Origin of the sequence: Pandoraea cepalis, assembly GCF_902459625.1 — a bacterium.
Lineage (GTDB): Bacteria > Pseudomonadota > Gammaproteobacteria > Burkholderiales > Burkholderiaceae > Pandoraea > Pandoraea cepalis.
In genome coordinates, this window is record NZ_CABPRY010000001.1 from 1 (window position 1) to 14,255 (window position 14,255).

The 14,255-nt window shown below is 62.5% G+C and carries 15 protein-coding genes; all 15 read right to left on the minus strand.

The genetic code is table 11. From position 1 onward, the window contains the following. A partial coding sequence (locus PCE31107_RS00005) for an Hpt domain-containing protein (RefSeq protein WP_281352544.1) occupies positions 1–903 on the minus strand: 903 nt, incomplete at its 3' end. 42 nt (positions 904–945) lie between these two features. Continuing rightward, positions 946–1,329 carry a response regulator gene (locus PCE31107_RS00010; RefSeq protein ID WP_150605735.1) on the minus strand — a complete coding sequence of 128 codons (384 nt, stop codon included), beginning with the start codon at positions 1,327–1,329 and terminating at the stop codon, positions 946–948. 17 nt (positions 1,330–1,346) lie between these two features. Beyond that, positions 1,347–2,324, minus strand: a complete 978-nt coding sequence (gene motB, locus PCE31107_RS00015; protein WP_017233808.1) for a flagellar motor protein MotB — start codon at positions 2,322–2,324, stop codon at positions 1,347–1,349. Between the two features lie 12 nt (positions 2,325–2,336). Then, positions 2,337–3,197, minus strand: coding sequence for a flagellar motor stator protein MotA (gene motA, locus PCE31107_RS00020; protein WP_017233809.1), 861 nt, complete (start codon positions 3,195–3,197; stop codon positions 2,337–2,339). Positions 3,198–3,313: 116 nt separating this feature from the next. Continuing rightward, positions 3,314–3,889 (minus strand): flagellar transcriptional regulator FlhC, encoded by a 576-nt coding sequence (flhC, locus tag PCE31107_RS00025; RefSeq protein ID WP_130027583.1) that lies wholly within the window; start codon positions 3,887–3,889, stop codon positions 3,314–3,316. A gap of 65 nt (positions 3,890–3,954) precedes the next feature. Then, positions 3,955–4,272, minus strand: a complete 318-nt coding sequence (flhD, locus tag PCE31107_RS00030) for a flagellar transcriptional regulator FlhD (protein WP_130027584.1) — start codon at positions 4,270–4,272, stop codon at positions 3,955–3,957. Between the two features lie 557 nt (positions 4,273–4,829). Beyond that, entirely contained in the window at positions 4,830–6,041 is a 1,212-nt protein-coding gene (locus PCE31107_RS00035) for a Bcr/CflA family multidrug efflux MFS transporter (protein ID WP_150605736.1), read from the minus strand. A 104-nt stretch (positions 6,042–6,145) separates the two neighbouring features. After that, positions 6,146–7,864 (minus strand): AMP-binding protein, encoded by a 1,719-nt coding sequence (locus PCE31107_RS00040; RefSeq protein WP_150605738.1) that lies wholly within the window; start codon positions 7,862–7,864, stop codon positions 6,146–6,148. A 393-nt stretch (positions 7,865–8,257) separates the two neighbouring features. After that, complete coding sequence (locus PCE31107_RS00045; protein WP_017233814.1) at positions 8,258–8,674, minus strand: F0F1 ATP synthase subunit epsilon; 417 nt, start codon at positions 8,672–8,674, stop codon at positions 8,258–8,260. 147 nt (positions 8,675–8,821) lie between these two features. Beyond that, complete coding sequence (gene atpD, locus PCE31107_RS00050; RefSeq protein ID WP_017233815.1) at positions 8,822–10,213, minus strand: F0F1 ATP synthase subunit beta; 1,392 nt, start codon at positions 10,211–10,213, stop codon at positions 8,822–8,824. A gap of 61 nt (positions 10,214–10,274) precedes the next feature. Beyond that, positions 10,275–11,162 carry a F0F1 ATP synthase subunit gamma gene (gene atpG, locus PCE31107_RS00055; protein ID WP_130027585.1) on the minus strand — a complete coding sequence of 296 codons (888 nt, stop codon included), beginning with the start codon at positions 11,160–11,162 and terminating at the stop codon, positions 10,275–10,277. Positions 11,163–11,250: 88 nt separating this feature from the next. Continuing rightward, positions 11,251–12,792, minus strand: coding sequence for a F0F1 ATP synthase subunit alpha (gene atpA / locus PCE31107_RS00060; protein ID WP_150605740.1), 1,542 nt, complete (start codon positions 12,790–12,792; stop codon positions 11,251–11,253). A gap of 50 nt (positions 12,793–12,842) precedes the next feature. Then, the gene (locus tag PCE31107_RS00065) at positions 12,843–13,373 is read right to left on the minus strand and encodes a F0F1 ATP synthase subunit delta (RefSeq protein ID WP_130027587.1); all 531 of its coding nucleotides are present in this window, start codon (positions 13,371–13,373) and stop codon (positions 12,843–12,845) included. A 2-nt stretch (positions 13,374–13,375) separates the two neighbouring features. Continuing rightward, the gene (locus PCE31107_RS00070) at positions 13,376–13,846 is read right to left on the minus strand and encodes a F0F1 ATP synthase subunit B (protein WP_017233819.1); all 471 of its coding nucleotides are present in this window, start codon (positions 13,844–13,846) and stop codon (positions 13,376–13,378) included. Between the two features lie 125 nt (positions 13,847–13,971). Continuing rightward, positions 13,972–14,238, minus strand: a complete 267-nt coding sequence (gene atpE, locus PCE31107_RS00075; RefSeq protein WP_017233820.1) for a F0F1 ATP synthase subunit C — start codon at positions 14,236–14,238, stop codon at positions 13,972–13,974. Positions 14,239–14,255 lie beyond the last annotated feature (17 nt).

The window sequence follows — 14,255 nt, forward strand, 5'->3', positions numbered from 1 at the left end:
AGGCGGCGGCACCGGTGCCGCCTCGGCAGCCGCCGCCACCGAGGCGGCGACCGGCACTTCGATCGGTGTCGCGGCGACCGGCGTCGGGGCAAAGATTTCCGAGGTCTGGACCGGGGCGGCCACCGTCGTCTCGACCGGTGCCGCGGCGGCCATCGCCGCTGCCGCCGTCGCCGCGTCCTGCACGTCGATCTGCGACGGCTCGATCACGAAGCAGCACACCGCGAGAATGTCGTCGGCGCCGCACGTGGTATCGAGCCACAGGTGCAGCGTGTCGCCGCTCGACTGGCGGCCAGCCACGTCGCCCAGATTGCCCAGTTCTTCCGCGAGCAACGTCTGGTCCTTCTCGCCCACGCCGGTGAGCGTGACCTTCAGACGCGTCTGGCCCGGCGGGACAGCGCTTGCGGGCGCGCCGCTCGCGTCGGTCGCCGCCACGCCCGCGGCCGGTGATGCGGCTGACGCGGCAGTCGTCGCCGATGCGACAGGCGCCACGGGGGCGACAGGGGCGGCCGCGACACCGCTCTCTTCGGCGGCAAGCTGCTGAAGGACGGCACAGATGCGCTTCATCGCCTCGGCATCGGGCTCACTGGAGGCGCGGTAGGCATTCAACTGTTGATGCAACACGTCTTTGGTTTCCAGGAAGGTGTCGACCATCTCCGTGCGCAACTGCAATTCGCCGCGGCGCGCGCGGTCCAGCAGGTTTTCCAGCAGGTGAGTGGTCTCGGTGAGCGCGGTGAAGCCGAACGTCGCGGCGCCACCCTTGATCGAGTGCGCCGCACGGAAGATCGCATTGAGCTGCTCGTTATCGGGTGCATTGATATCGAGCGCGAGCAGGAGATGCTCCATCTCGGCGAGCAACTCTTCCGCTTCATCGAAAAAGGTCTGGTAGAACTGGGTGATATCCACCGATTTCCTCGTCCTAACTTGGTTGTGCCATCGACGACATCGTCATGCGCCTTCGCCGACGAGCGAGCCCACTACGTCGACCAATGCCTCGGGGTCGACCGGTTTGATCAGCCAGCCACTGGCGCCCGCCTCGCGGGCCGCGGCTTTGTACGCGCCGTCGACTTCGGTGGTGAGCACCAGAATCGGCGTTTCGGCAAACGTGTCGAGTTCGCGCAGCGCGCGAATGAGCGACAGGCCGTCCATGCCAGGCATATGCTGGTCGGTCAGCACCAGATCGAACGCCGCGTTCGACGCCAGCGCCAGGGCCTCCTGCCCGTCGCGGGCAGTCGTCACGGCGTAGCCGGCCTCGTCAAGCGTGGCCGCCAGTATCTGACGCATCGACGCAGAATCGTCGACGGCGAGAATCGTGTTGCGAAGGGCCTGCATGCGTCTCCTCTTGTCCGTTATCGCAGAGCGGCGTCGGGTGCCGCCGGGGGGGCAGGCGGTGCCGGCAGCTCGCCGTTGATGAGGGCGTTCACGGCATCGCTGCCGGCACCGCGGGCATTCGCTGCGTCGATCGTCGGTTGGTCGGCCTCACGCTTGACCGACTGCTCCGCGCGCCGATTGAGCACGATGATGCTGATGCGGCGATTGATCGGGTTGTACGCGTTATCGCGATCGAGCGGCACGGTGGACGCCAGGCCCACCACGCGCAGCACCTTCTCGCCATCGAGACCGCCGGCAATCAGTTCGCGACGCGACGCGTTCGCGCGATCGGCCGACAACTCCCAGTTGCTGTAACTCTTGTCGCCCTGTGCGTAGGCGGTGGCGTCGGTATGGCCCGACAGGCTGATGCGGTTCGGCATGTCGTTGAGCGACTTGCCGATCTCGCGCAGGATGTCGCGCATATACGGCTGCACCTGCGCGCTCGCGTTGGCGAACATCGGCCGGTTCTGGTCGTCCACGATCTGGATGCGCAAGCCCTCGGTCGTCACGTCGATGAGCAACTGCTTGCGGAACTGCTTGAGCGTAGGATTGTTTTCGATCGCCTTCTCGATGCGCGCCTTGAGTTCGCGCAAACGCTGCGCTTCGGCCCGCTCGGCCAGCTCGGCTGACATCGCCTGACGCGATCTGGCTTGATCGCCGCGCGATTTCTGGCCGTCGGTGCGGGTCGTGTCGGGGCCACCACCGGGAATGACGCCGCTATTGTCGGCCGCGTTATGTCCGCCGGAGAGCGCGACCATGAGCGGCGTGCGGAAGTATTCGGCAATCCCCGTCAGCTCCTTGCTCGTCGCGGAACTGAGCAGCCACATCAGCAAGAAGAACGCCATCATCGCCGTCATGAAGTCGGCGTACGCAATCTTCCACGCGCCGCCGTGATGGCCGTGCGCGCTGCGCGCTCGGCGCTTGACGATGATGGGCCGCTCTTCTTTCTCGCTCATTGCTGCGGCCCGTCAGCGTGCCTTGACCTGTCGCACGTGCTCTTCGAGCTCGGCGAACGACGGACGGACGGTGGAATACAGCACCTTGCGGCCGAATTCGACCGAGAGTGCCGGCGCGTAACCGTTCAGGCTGGCGAGCAGCGTGACCTTGATGCACTCGTAGAGCTTCACGGATTCGTTGATGCGGTGTTCGATGAGCTGCGCCAGCGGCGAGATGAAGCCGTAGGCGAGCAAAATGCCGAGGAACGTGCCCACGAGGGCCTGGGCGATCAGCGCGCCCAACACCGCCGGCGGCTGGTCGGCCGACGCCATCGTGTGCACCACACCCATCACGGCCGCCACGATACCGAAAGCGGGCATGGCGTCGCCCGTCTTCTGCAGACAGTGCGCGGGGACTTCGCCTTCATGACGATACGTTTCGATTTCGTGATCCATCAGGTTCTCGATCTCGAACGCATTCATGTTGCCGCTGACCATCAGGCGCAGGTAGTCGGTGAGGAATTCCATGATGCGCGGCTCGCCGAGAATGCGCGGGTACTGCGAGAACACCGGGCTCGATGCCGGGTCTTCCACGTCGCCTTCGATGGCGAGCATGCCGTCCTTGCGCGCTTTCGCGAGCAGCACGTACAGGAGCGCCATCAGCTCCATGTACAGATCCTTGGTGTATTTCGAGCCCTTGAACAGCATCGGCAGCGCTTTCATCGTCGCCTTGATCGCCTTGCTGTTGTTGCCCACCACGAACGAGCCGATGCCCGCGCCACCGATGATCAGCAGCTCGGTCGGCTGAAACAGCGCGCCCAAGTGGCCTCCGCCCATGACGAAGCCGCCAAAGACCGATGCCAGAACGATGATGTAACCAATGACGACAAGCACTGCCGGATACCTCTCGCAAAAATACGTCTACGGAAAATTGTCCGTCCTGTTCAGAGGGCTTAACGGCAGACACGCAGGGAAACTGTAGGGGGTGCGACCTCGTGACGTAGGCTTGCCTAGGCGGCCAGCGGAGAAATTTCGGTGACTGGCGCCAGATCGGCCGCGTGCGCATGCTTCGCCTTGCGGGTCTTGCCGGCGCGCGACGGCGGCTGGCAAAGTCCGCAAACGTACTGGCCATGCGGCTCATGGGCGTGCGTGACGAAATGTCCGCCGCATCGCGTGCACGGCGTCATCTGCAACATCTTGCTGTCGAAGAAGCGAACGAGCGTCCACGCGCGTGTAAACCCGAGCACCGCTTCCCAGTCGTGCATCTCCACGTGCTCCATGTACAGGCGGTACGCCTTGACGATGGCTTCGATGCCCCGGCACCCGCCGTGCTGCACAAGGTGGCGATAGATATTGTGGAAAAGGGACGAATGGATGTTCGGCAACCACGTCACGAACCAATCGGTCGAGAACGGCAGCATGCCCTTGGGCGGCGATGCCCCCTTGAGTTCTTTGTAGAGTTTGATGAGCCGGTCACGGCTCAGGCTCGTTTCCGCTTCCAGCAGCTGGAGGCGGGCGCCGAGTTCAATCAGCTCGATGGCCAACTGAATTTCACGGGCCTCGAGAACGACGCTTTTGGTACGCATGGGCAAACTTCCTGGCAAGTCACGCGAGGCGCCGCCCACCGGGCGGCGTAGCGTGCGTGGCGTGCTTAGCCGATCTGCTCGACGGGTTGCCCCGCCAACAGAATCGAAGCGTGCGATTGCTGCATACCCACGTCTTTCGTGCTGTGCGTGAGACTCGACAGCATCACGTGGTCGTCGAAGCGAAATCGGCACAGAAGCTGGTTCGACCCCGCGAATTTGACGAGTTGAGCCAATGTGAGACGACCGAGCACGTCGGCCAGTTGATCGCTGATCCCCATGCGGAACATTGCCGCGGCACGATCCTCACGGATCAGGCGCTGAGCCAGGACGAGATAAGAGAGATTCAATTCACGAATCTCATTGAGTGTTTCGCTGTTTCGCATGCGGCCCCCCGGCGCAATGGATGGATCTGGCGTACGACTGCCTAGTCCCTCGCATTGTGGACAAGGGCGAAAGATAAAGAAATCGGAGAAAAACTACGCGGGGCGGCGAGAAAAGCAGACGTTTTTTGTAGGAGTTTTTCCTACAGACGGGGCGCAAGCGGCCCCTTCGATACGCTTGGGGATAGCGATCGTGGCGAAATCATGTCAGCGTCACGAAGACGTCATGAAGCTGCGCTTTACTACCTGACTGTATGTCGGCAGGCGGGTGCCGAACTTTAGCCATTCTTGCAAAAAATTTCCGGGGGCTTTGCAGAGGGGCTATGCATCGCACTTTGCCTATCGCGCCAGCGCACGAACAGTCCAATTACAAACTGTTACAGGTGGCATGACGCGTCTCGAAGATCAGGGTTGGAAGCCAATTTCGCGCATCGGTTCCCCGAAAATCTTCGGCATCGGCGCTCGTTTGTCGTTCGTACCCGTCTCGGTGTGGTGCGATTCCAACACTCGATGATGCCGGGTGCGGCGGCGTTCGCGACTTATGGCGAAGTAGCGCGGGATCAAGCCGGTCCGGCAGCGGGGGGCAATGCCCGGGCCGCGCGGCGGATCAGTACCGTGTGGAAGCACCACGACAGCACACCGCACACGGCCATGACGGCCGCCATCGGTACCGCCGAGCGGGCGTGCATCAGACCGACCGCGGCCCCCGCGCTCGCGGCGGCGAGGAATTGCAGCGCGCCCAGCAGGGCCGATGCGGCCCCGGCGCGTTGATGCTGTCGGTTCAGCGCTTCGGCCACCGCATTCGGCTGGGAAAAGCCCAGGCTCGTGACATAGGCGAATAGCGGCACCATCAACCCGACCAGTCCACCGAGCTTGAGCGCCGCCACCGCCAGCATCAACAATCCCAGCACGGCGACCAGATTGTTGGTTCGACGCAGCACTTCGGCCGGTCGGCGCTTGCGCAACAGGTGGGCGTTGACCTGCGAGCCGGCAATAATGCCGCACGCGTTCAGCCCGAAAAGCCAGCCGTAGTGCGCCGGGTCGACTCCGTACAGATTGATGAACACGAAAGGCGAGCCGGTGATGTAGGCGAACATCCCCGCCTGGGAGACGCCCCCCGCGAGCGCATTGCCCATGAATTCGCGATCGCGCACGAGTGCGCCGTAGTTGTGCCACGCCGTAGCGAGCCAATGACGAGCCTGTTTTGCGGCCGCGCGCGTCTCCGGCAGCCAATAGACGGACATCGCAAAACACAGCGCGCCGAACACCGTCAGGCCCCAGAAGATCCAGCGCCAGCCGACGACCAGCAGGACTTGCCCGCCGATCAGCGGTGCGAGGATCGGCGCCGCGCCCATGATGAGCGTCATGCGCGACAGCACACGCGCCACGGTGCTCGTGTCAAACAGGTCGCGCGCCATCGCACGGGCGATCACGAAGCATGCACAGCCGCCCACCGCCTGAATGAAGCGACAGACAATCAGCGTCTCGATATTCGTGGCGAGCGCACATCCGGCCGAGGCGATCGTATAGAGCGCCAGACCGGCGTAGAGCGGCCGCTTGCGCCCGTATCGGTCGGCCAGTGGCCCGTGCAGCAATTGGCCCAGCCCGAGACCGATGAAGAACGACGCCAGCGAGAATTGCGCGGCGGCGTCCGTCGTATTCAATTCGCGTGCAATGCTCGGCAGCGCGGGCAGATACATGTCGATCGACAGCGAGCCGATGGCCGACAGAATGCCGAGAACGAAAACCGTGCGGAAGGTGTGGGCAGGCATAGCGCGAAACCTAGGGTAATCCCGAATCATACGGCATTGCCCGCGGGTGCGCTCAAAAAATAAGCAAGGGCCCGCTATTCACGCGGGCCCTGACCCGGCGGCGGTCAGGCTGTCTTCGCTTCCGACAGCCCCAGCGATTCGACCATCTGCTCGCGCATGACGAACTTCTGCACCTTGCCCGTGATCGTCATCGGCATCTCGGTGACGAAGCGGATGTAGCGCGGAATCTTGTAGTGCGCGATCTGATCCTGGCAGAAGGCACGGATATCGTCTTCCGTCGCACTCTGTCCCGGTTTGAGAATGATCCAGGCGCACACTTCCTCGCCATACTTCGCATCCGGCACGCCGAACACCTGCACCGCCTGCACCTTCGGGTGACGGAACAGGAACTCCTCGATCTCGCGCGGGTAGATGTTCTCCCCCCCGCGAATGAGCATATCCTTTACCCGGCCGACGATATTGCAATAACCCTCCTCGTCGATCGTGGCCAGATCGCCCGTGTGCATCCAACCGTCGCGGATCGCCTCACGGGTGCGCGGCTCGTCGTCCCAATAGCCCTGCATCACCGAGTAGCCCTTCGTGCAAAGTTCTCCCTTTTCGCCCACCGGCACGATCTCCCCGGCAGCATCCACGAGTTTCACTTCGAGGTGCGGCTGCACGCGCCCGACGGTCGTCACGCGCTTCTCGAGCGGATCGGTGGTCGTGGTCTGGAACGACACGGGGCTCGTCTCCGTCATGCCGTAGGCAATCGTTACTTCGCGCATGTGCATTTGGCTGATCACGCGCTTCATCGTCTCGATCGGGCACGGCGAGCCAGCCATGATGCCCGTGCGCAGGGTATCGAACCGGTAGATGTCGAAGTCCGGATGATCGAGCTGGGCGATGAACATCGTCGGCACGCCGTGCAACGCGGTGCAGCGCTCTTCAGACACCGCGGCCATCGTCGCCTTCGGGTCGAACGCCTCGCCCGGGAACACCATCGTCGCCCCGGTCGACACGCAGGCGAGCACTGCCAGCACCATGCCGAAACAGTGGTAGAACGGCACCGGAATGCACAGGCTGTCATGCTCCGAGAAGCGCATCGCCATGGCGATGAAACGGCCGTTGTTGACGATGTTGTGATGGGTGAGCGTGGCGCCCTTCGGGTTGCCGGTGGTACCGCTCGTGAACTGGATATTGATGGCGTCGAAACAATCGAGCCCATCGGTGATCTCGCGCAGCGCGTCGAGATCGGCATCCGCACCGAGCGTGACCACGTCGCTGTAGTTCATCATGCCCGGCGTCACGCCCGAGCCCATGCGAATGACGGTGCGCAGCGTCGGCAGCTTCGCCGAGTGCAGTTGACCGGGAGAACTCTCTGCCAGCTCGGGCGCGAGCGTGTTGAGCATGTCGAGATAACGCGACGTCTTGAAGGACTCCGCCGCGATGAGCGCTTTACATCCGACCTTGTTGATCGCGTATTCGAGTTCGGCCAGCCTGTACGCCGGATTGATGTTCACCAGAATCAAACCGATCCGCGCCGTGGCGAACTGCGTGACCAGCCACTCCACACGGTTCGGCGACCAGATGCCCACGCGATCGCCCCGCTTCAGGCCCAACGACAACAGCCCGGAGGCAAACGTATCCACATGCGCGATGAATTCCCGCCACGTCCAATCCACCCCCTGCTCGCGAAACACGACAGCCTGCCGCTCGGGATACTTCGCCGCCGTCTCGGCGAGCAGACCGAACACCGTCAACGTCGATAGCGGAATGGTGGTGTCACCCTTCACATACGACAGTCCATTACGAGGTACAACGCCCGAATCTTCCCGGCTTTCCATGCGCTTGTCTCCTGAGGCAATGCTGAAGGGGTGAAATGCTGATGTCCGGCGCTCGCCCGCGAAAATGGCCCGCCTGTTGTCGTCTCATCGAACGACGGGGGCGCTAGTCATAACAATAGCGCGCGATGCTGACTTGACGTTTACGTTAACGGAATTCCGGCAGCGGCACGAGTGGGGATGGCCCTGAGTTGGGCGAAGAATACGCGGGGCGGTGGGCACGCGGTGCCCCCAGGCGGCGCACATGCCTGGACAAAACAAAAGCCCCACGCACTTGCATGCATGGGGCTTTTGGCCGCGGCGTGGCGATGGTCGTCGCGAAGACGGCTATCGATGTGCTACGGCGAGCATGGCGTACAGCGTCGACCGCGAGGCCGTCGCCGCAGCGATGCGGAGTTACTTCACCTTGCGGAACTTCTGGATCGCAGCGAGTTGGGCGATGGCTTCGGCCAGTTCGGCTTGGGCGGTCGCATACTCGATGTTCGAATCCTTGTTCGACAGCGCTTCTTCGGCACGGCGCTTGGCTTCGGCGGCCTTGGCCTCGTCCAGATCCTTGCCGCGAATTGCGGTATCCGCGAGCACGGTCACCGTACCCGGTTGCACTTCGAGAATGCCGCCGGCCACGAAGACGAAGTCCTCGTTCCCTGCCTCGTCCTCGATACGCACCGCGCCCGGCTTGATGCGCGTGATCAGCGGCGTGTGGCCGGGCAAAATGCCCAGTTCGCCGGCTTCGCCAGGCAGCGCCACAAAGCGCGCCGGACCGGAGAAGATCTGCGCTTCGGCGCTGACGACGTCTACTTGAATGGTTGCCATAATCGCTCCCGTTGAGTGTGATGAAGCGGCAGGCGCGCCAGTCCGGACATTGCCGTCCTCGCTTCGCTACCCCGCCCCGCAACAGTCACCTGCCGGCGTGCGGTGGCGTCTCTCGCGAGACCCCGCCGTCGCCCGGCACTCAACCGTTTACTGCATCTTCTTGGCTTTCTCGAACGCTTCGTCGATCGTGCCAACCATGTAGAACGCCTGTTCCGGCAGGTGGTCGCACTCGCCATCGACGATCATCTTGAAGCCGCGGATCGTTTCCTTGAGCGGAACGTACTTGCCCGGCGAACCCGTGAACACTTCGGCCACGTGGAACGGCTGCGACAGGAAACGCTGGATCTTACGCGCACGGGCCACGGCGAGCTTGTCGTCCGGCGACAGTTCGTCCATGCCCAGAATCGCGATAATGTCGCGCAGTTCCTTGTAACGCTGCAGCGTCGATTGCACGCGACGGGTCACCGTGTAGTGCTCTTCGCCAATCACGTTCGGGTCGATCTGACGCGAGGTCGAGTCGAGCGGATCGACGGCCGGGTAGATACCCAGCGAGGCGATGTCACGCGACAGAACGACGGTGGCGTCCAAGTGACCGAAGGTGGTGGCCGGCGACGGGTCGGTCAAGTCATCGGCAGGCACGTACACGGCTTGCACCGACGTGATCGAGCCGGTCTTGGTCGACGTAATACGCTCTTGCAGCTTACCCATTTCTTCCGCCAGCGTCGGCTGATAGCCCACGGCAGACGGCATACGGCCGAGCAGTGCCGAGACTTCGGTACCGGCCAGCGTGAAACGGTAGATGTTGTCCACGAAGAACAGCACGTCGCGACCTTCGTCACGGAAGTGCTCGGCCATCGTCAGACCGGTCAGTGCCACGCGCAGACGGTTGCCCGGCGGCTCGTTCATCTGGCCGTACACCAGTGCGACCTTGTCCAGAACGTTCGAGTCCTTCATTTCGTGGTAGAAGTCGTTCCCTTCACGGGTACGCTCGCCCACGCCGGCAAACACCGAATAACCGCCGTGTTCCTTGGCGATGTTATTGATGAGTTCCATCATGTTCACGGTCTTGCCCACACCGGCGCCACCGAACAGACCCACCTTGCCGCCCTTGGCGAACGGGCAGATCAGGTCGATCACCTTGATGCCGGTTTCGAGCAGTTCGGTCGACGGCGACAGTTCGTCGAACGCCGGTGCCTTCTGGTGAATCGAACGGGTGTGTTCCTTGGCGATCGGACCGGCTTCGTCGATCGGACGGCCCAGCACGTCCATGATGCGACCCAGCGTCGGCTTGCCGACCGGCACCGTGATCGGCAGACCGGTGTTTTGCACCGTCATGCCGCGGCGCAGGCCTTCGGAGGAACCCAGACAGATGGTACGAACCACGCCGTCGCCCAGCTGTTGCTGGACTTCGAGCGTCAGTTCCGACCCTTCCATGGTGAGCGCGTCGTAGATCTTCGGCATGCTTTCGCGCGGGAATTCCACGTCGATAACGGCGCCGATGCACTGTACGATTTTGCCTTCAATCAAAGCAGTACTCATCGCTTTTCCTTTAGATACTCAAATTCATTTCGCCTTGCGGCGCATCGGCCCGTGCCACCGCTTAGACTGCGGCGGCGCCACCCACGATTTCGGACAGTTCCTTCGTAATCGCTGCCTGACGACCCTTGTTGTAGATCATCTGCAATTCACCGATCACGGTCTTCGCGTTGTCCGATGCGGCCTTCATGGCCACCATACGGGCGGACTGTTCCGACGCCATGTTCTCTGCGACAGCCTGGTACACGACAGCTTCGACGTAACGCACCAACAGGGCATCGACGACCGTCTTCGCATCCGGTTCGTAGATGTAGTCCCACGAATGCTGCGCCGGCACTGCGCTCGCGTCGTCCGACGCACCCTCGAATTTCTCGGGCAGCGGCAGCAGTTGTTCGACCACGGCTTCCTGCTTCATCGTGTTGACGAAGCGGTTGTAGGCCAGATACACGGCGTCGAGCTTGCCTTCGGCATACGCGTCGAGCTGCAGCTTCACGGCACCGATCAGCTTGTCCAGATGCGGGGTGTCGCCCAGTTGCACGACATGCGAAACCACCTTCGCGCCGATACGGTTCAGGAAACCGAAGCCCTTGCCGCCGATGGCGGTGGCCTCGATCTTCAGGCCCTGCGCTTCGATGGCCTTCATCTTGGTCACCACGGCACGCAGCACGTTGGTGTTCAGGCCACCGCACAAGCCCTTGTCCGTCGTCACCACGATGATGCCGGCAGCTTTCGCGTCGGCATGCTTCACCATGAACGGGTGGTGGTATTCCGGATTCGCCTGGCCCATGTGCGCGGCGATCTGGCGTACCTTGTCAGCGTACGGCCGGGCATGACGCATGCGTTCCTGCGCCTTGCGCATCTTCGACGCGGCCACCATTTCCATGGCCTTGGTGATCTTGCGCGTGTTTTGCACGCTCTTGATCTTGCCGCGAATTTCCTTCATTCCAGCCATTGCTTACTCCTTGTCTCGGCGCGATGTCCGCTCTTGCCTGAACATCGCGCCTTCCCGGGTCCGTTGAATAGTTACCGATTCAACCGGATTAGTAAGCGCCGGTCTTCTTGAAGTCCTTGATCGCAGCGTGCAGGGCGGCTTCGTCGTCCTTCGAGAGATCTTTGGTCTCTTCGATACGGCCGATGAGCGCACCGTGGCTGGTCTTCAGAACTTCGCGCAGACCCTTTTCGAACGGCAGCACCTGAGCGATTTCGAGGTCGTCCAGATAGCCGTTGTTGGCGGCGAACAGCGACACGGCCAGTTCCCACACTTGCAGCGGCTGGTATTGCGGCTGCTTGAGCAGTTCCGTCACGCGGCGGCCGCGCTCGAGCTGCTTGCGGGTGGCTTCGTCCAGGTCCGAGGCGAACTGCGCGAACGCAGCCAGCTCACGATACTGTGCGAGGTCGGTACGAATACCGCCCGACAGCTTCTTGATGACCTTGGTCTGCGCTGCACCGCCCACGCGCGACACCGAGATACCGGCGTTGATTGCCGGACGGATGCCTGCGTTGAACAGATCGGTTTCCAGGAAGATCTGGCCGTCGGTGATCGAGATCACGTTCGTCGGAACGAACGCCGTCACGTCGCCGGCTTGCGTTTCAATGATCGGCAGTGCCGTCAGCGAACCGCTTTGACCCTTCACGGCGCCATTGGTGAACTTCTCGACGTACTCTTCCGAGACGCGAGCGGCGCGTTCGAGCAGACGCGAGTGGAGATAGAACACGTCACCCGGGTAGGCTTCACGGCCCGGCGGGCGGCGCAGCAGCAGCGAGATCTGGCGATAGGCCCAGGCTTGCTTGGTCAAATCGTCATAAATGATCAGCGCGTCTTCGCCGCGATCGCGGAAGTACTCGCCCATCGTGCAGCCGGCGTACGGTGCGATGAACTGCATGGCTGCCGAGTCCGACGCCGTCGCCGCCACCACGATCGTGTATTCCATCGCGCCGTGCTCTTCGAGCTTGCGCACCACGTTCATGATCGACGAGGCCTTCTGACCGATCGCAACGTACACGCAGGTCATGCCCTTGCCCTTCTGCGAGATGATCGCATCGATGGCGACAGCGGTCTTACCCGTCTGACGGTCACCAATGATCAGCTCACGCTGGCCGCGGCCGATCGGCACCATGGCGTCGATCGCCTTGATACCGGTCTGCACCGGTTGCGACACCGACTTACGCCAGATCACGCCCGGGGCGATCTTTTCGATGGCGTCGGTATGCTTGGCGTTGATCGGACCCTTGCCGTCGATCGGCTGGCCCAGTGCGTCAACGACGCGGCCTTTCAGTTGCGGGCCGACCGGCACTTCCAGAATGCGGCCCGTGCACTTGACGGTGTCGCCTTCCGAGATGTGCTCGTATTCGCCCAAAATCACGGCGCCGACGGAGTCGCGCTCGAGGTTCAGTGCCAGACCGAACGTATTGCCCGGGAATTCCAGCATTTCGCCCTGCATCACGTCCGACAGGCCATGGATACGGCAGATACCGTCAGTCACCGAGATCACGGTGCCTTCGTTACGGACTTCGGCGCCGCTCTCGAGACCTTGAATCCGGCTCTTGATCAGTTCGCTGATTTCAGAGGGATTGAGTTGCATATGTGCTCCTGATATTCAATTCTTGCCGTCGCAGTCGTATCGCGCCGGCCTCAGGCCGTCAGCGACGTCCGCATAGCTGCCAGGCGGGCGCGCACCGAAGTGTCCAGCACCTCGTCGCCAACCACCACACGCACGCCACCGATGAGCGACGGGTCTACCGTCACGCTCGCGTTGAGCTTGCAGCCGAACTTGTGCTCGAGGCCCTTGACCAAAGAGGTCAGTTGCTCACCTTCGAGCGGGAAGGCGCTTTCGATCGTGGCATCCGCCGAACCGGAGGCAGCGTTCTTCAACGCTTCAAACTGTTCGGCGATTTCCGGCATGGCGGCCAGACGGCCGTTCTCGACCACAGCGGCGACGAAGTTGCGCACTTCGGCGTCGGTCGATTTCACGGCCGCGGTCAGCACATCGACAACTTGCGCCGGCGTGATTTTCGGATCGTCGGCCAGCTTGGCCACTTCGGACAGCGCTGCCACTTGCGCCAGTTCACGCACCAGCCCCGACCAGCGATTCAGGTCGCCGGTCTTGGCCACGCGGAACAGCGCTTCGGCGTACGGACGAGCGATGGTTGCGAGTTCGGCCATGATCAGAGCTCTGCCTTGAGTTGGTTCAGCAGGTCGGCATGGGCCTTGGCGTCAACTTCACGCTTCAGGATCTGCTCGGCGCCCTTGACAGCCAAACCGGCAACGTCTTCGCGCAGCGATTCACGGACCTTGACGGCCTGATTCTCGGCTTCGGCTTTGGCGTTGGCGATGATTCGGGCGGCTTCGGCTTGCGCCTGGGCCTTGATTTCGTCGGCCACGGCCTGAGCACGCTTCTCGGCGTCGGCAATACGCTTCGCGCCTTCGTCGCGGGCTTCCGCGAGGGCTTGCGTGGAGCGCTTGTTGGCGGCGTCCAGTTCGGCCTTGCCCTTGTCGGCGGCAGCCAGACCGTCAGCGATTTTCTTCGCGCGTTCGTCGATAGCCTTGATCAGCGGCGGCCACACGAACTTCATCGTGAACCATGCCAGGATCAGAAACACGACGGTTTGCGCGAACAGAGTTGCGTTTATGTTCACGGTGTTTCCTTTCGGTGATGCGAGTCGATTGGCAAAACAGCGCGCCCCATGGTGCCAGCTGGCTTGGGCGCGCCGTTCATGTCCAGTTGGCCGCGCGGATCATTGCGCGACCGGCCGAAAGAAACTTAAGCGAGCTTCGACAGCAGCGGGTTCGCGAACGCGAACAGCATGGCAACGCCCACGCCGATCAGGAATGCCGCATCGATCAGGCCGGCCAGCAGGAACATCTTCGTTTGCAGCGGGTTCATCAGCTCGGGCTGACGGGCGCACGCTTCGATGTACTTACCGCCCATCAGCGCGATACCCAGGCAGGCGCCGATAGCACCCAGACCGATGATAATGCCGATAGCGATGGCGGTCAGACCCTGGATGTTGGCGATGAAAGCTTGCATGATTACTCCTTTTGGTT

Excerpts from the sequence above, each read along its gene's own strand:
- PCE31107_RS00010 (WP_150605735.1), bottom strand. The coding sequence starts at position 1,329 with ATGCAGGCCCTTCGCAACACGATTCTCGCCGTCGACGATTCTGCGTCG.
- motB (WP_017233808.1), bottom strand. The coding sequence starts at position 2,324 with ATGAGCGAGAAAGAAGAGCGGCCCATCATCGTCAAGCGCCGAGCGCGC.
- flhC (WP_130027583.1), bottom strand. The coding sequence starts at position 3,889 with ATGCGTACCAAAAGCGTCGTTCTCGAGGCCCGTGAAATTCAGTTGGCC.
- flhD (WP_130027584.1), bottom strand. The coding sequence starts at position 4,272 with ATGCGAAACAGCGAAACACTCAATGAGATTCGTGAATTGAATCTCTCT.
- PCE31107_RS00035 (WP_150605736.1), bottom strand. The coding sequence starts at position 6,041 with ATGCCTGCCCACACCTTCCGCACGGTTTTCGTTCTCGGCATTCTGTCG.
- PCE31107_RS00040 (WP_150605738.1), bottom strand. The coding sequence starts at position 7,864 with ATGGAAAGCCGGGAAGATTCGGGCGTTGTACCTCGTAATGGACTGTCG.
- PCE31107_RS00045 (WP_017233814.1), bottom strand. The coding sequence starts at position 8,674 with ATGGCAACCATTCAAGTAGACGTCGTCAGCGCCGAAGCGCAGATCTTC.
- atpD (WP_017233815.1), bottom strand. The coding sequence starts at position 10,213 with ATGAGTACTGCTTTGATTGAAGGCAAAATCGTACAGTGCATCGGCGCC.
- atpG (WP_130027585.1), bottom strand. The coding sequence starts at position 11,162 with ATGGCTGGAATGAAGGAAATTCGCGGCAAGATCAAGAGCGTGCAAAAC.
- atpA (WP_150605740.1), bottom strand. The coding sequence starts at position 12,792 with ATGCAACTCAATCCCTCTGAAATCAGCGAACTGATCAAGAGCCGGATT.
- PCE31107_RS00065 (WP_130027587.1), bottom strand. The coding sequence starts at position 13,373 with ATGGCCGAACTCGCAACCATCGCTCGTCCGTACGCCGAAGCGCTGTTC.
- atpE (WP_017233820.1), bottom strand. The coding sequence starts at position 14,238 with ATGCAAGCTTTCATCGCCAACATCCAGGGTCTGACCGCCATCGCTATC.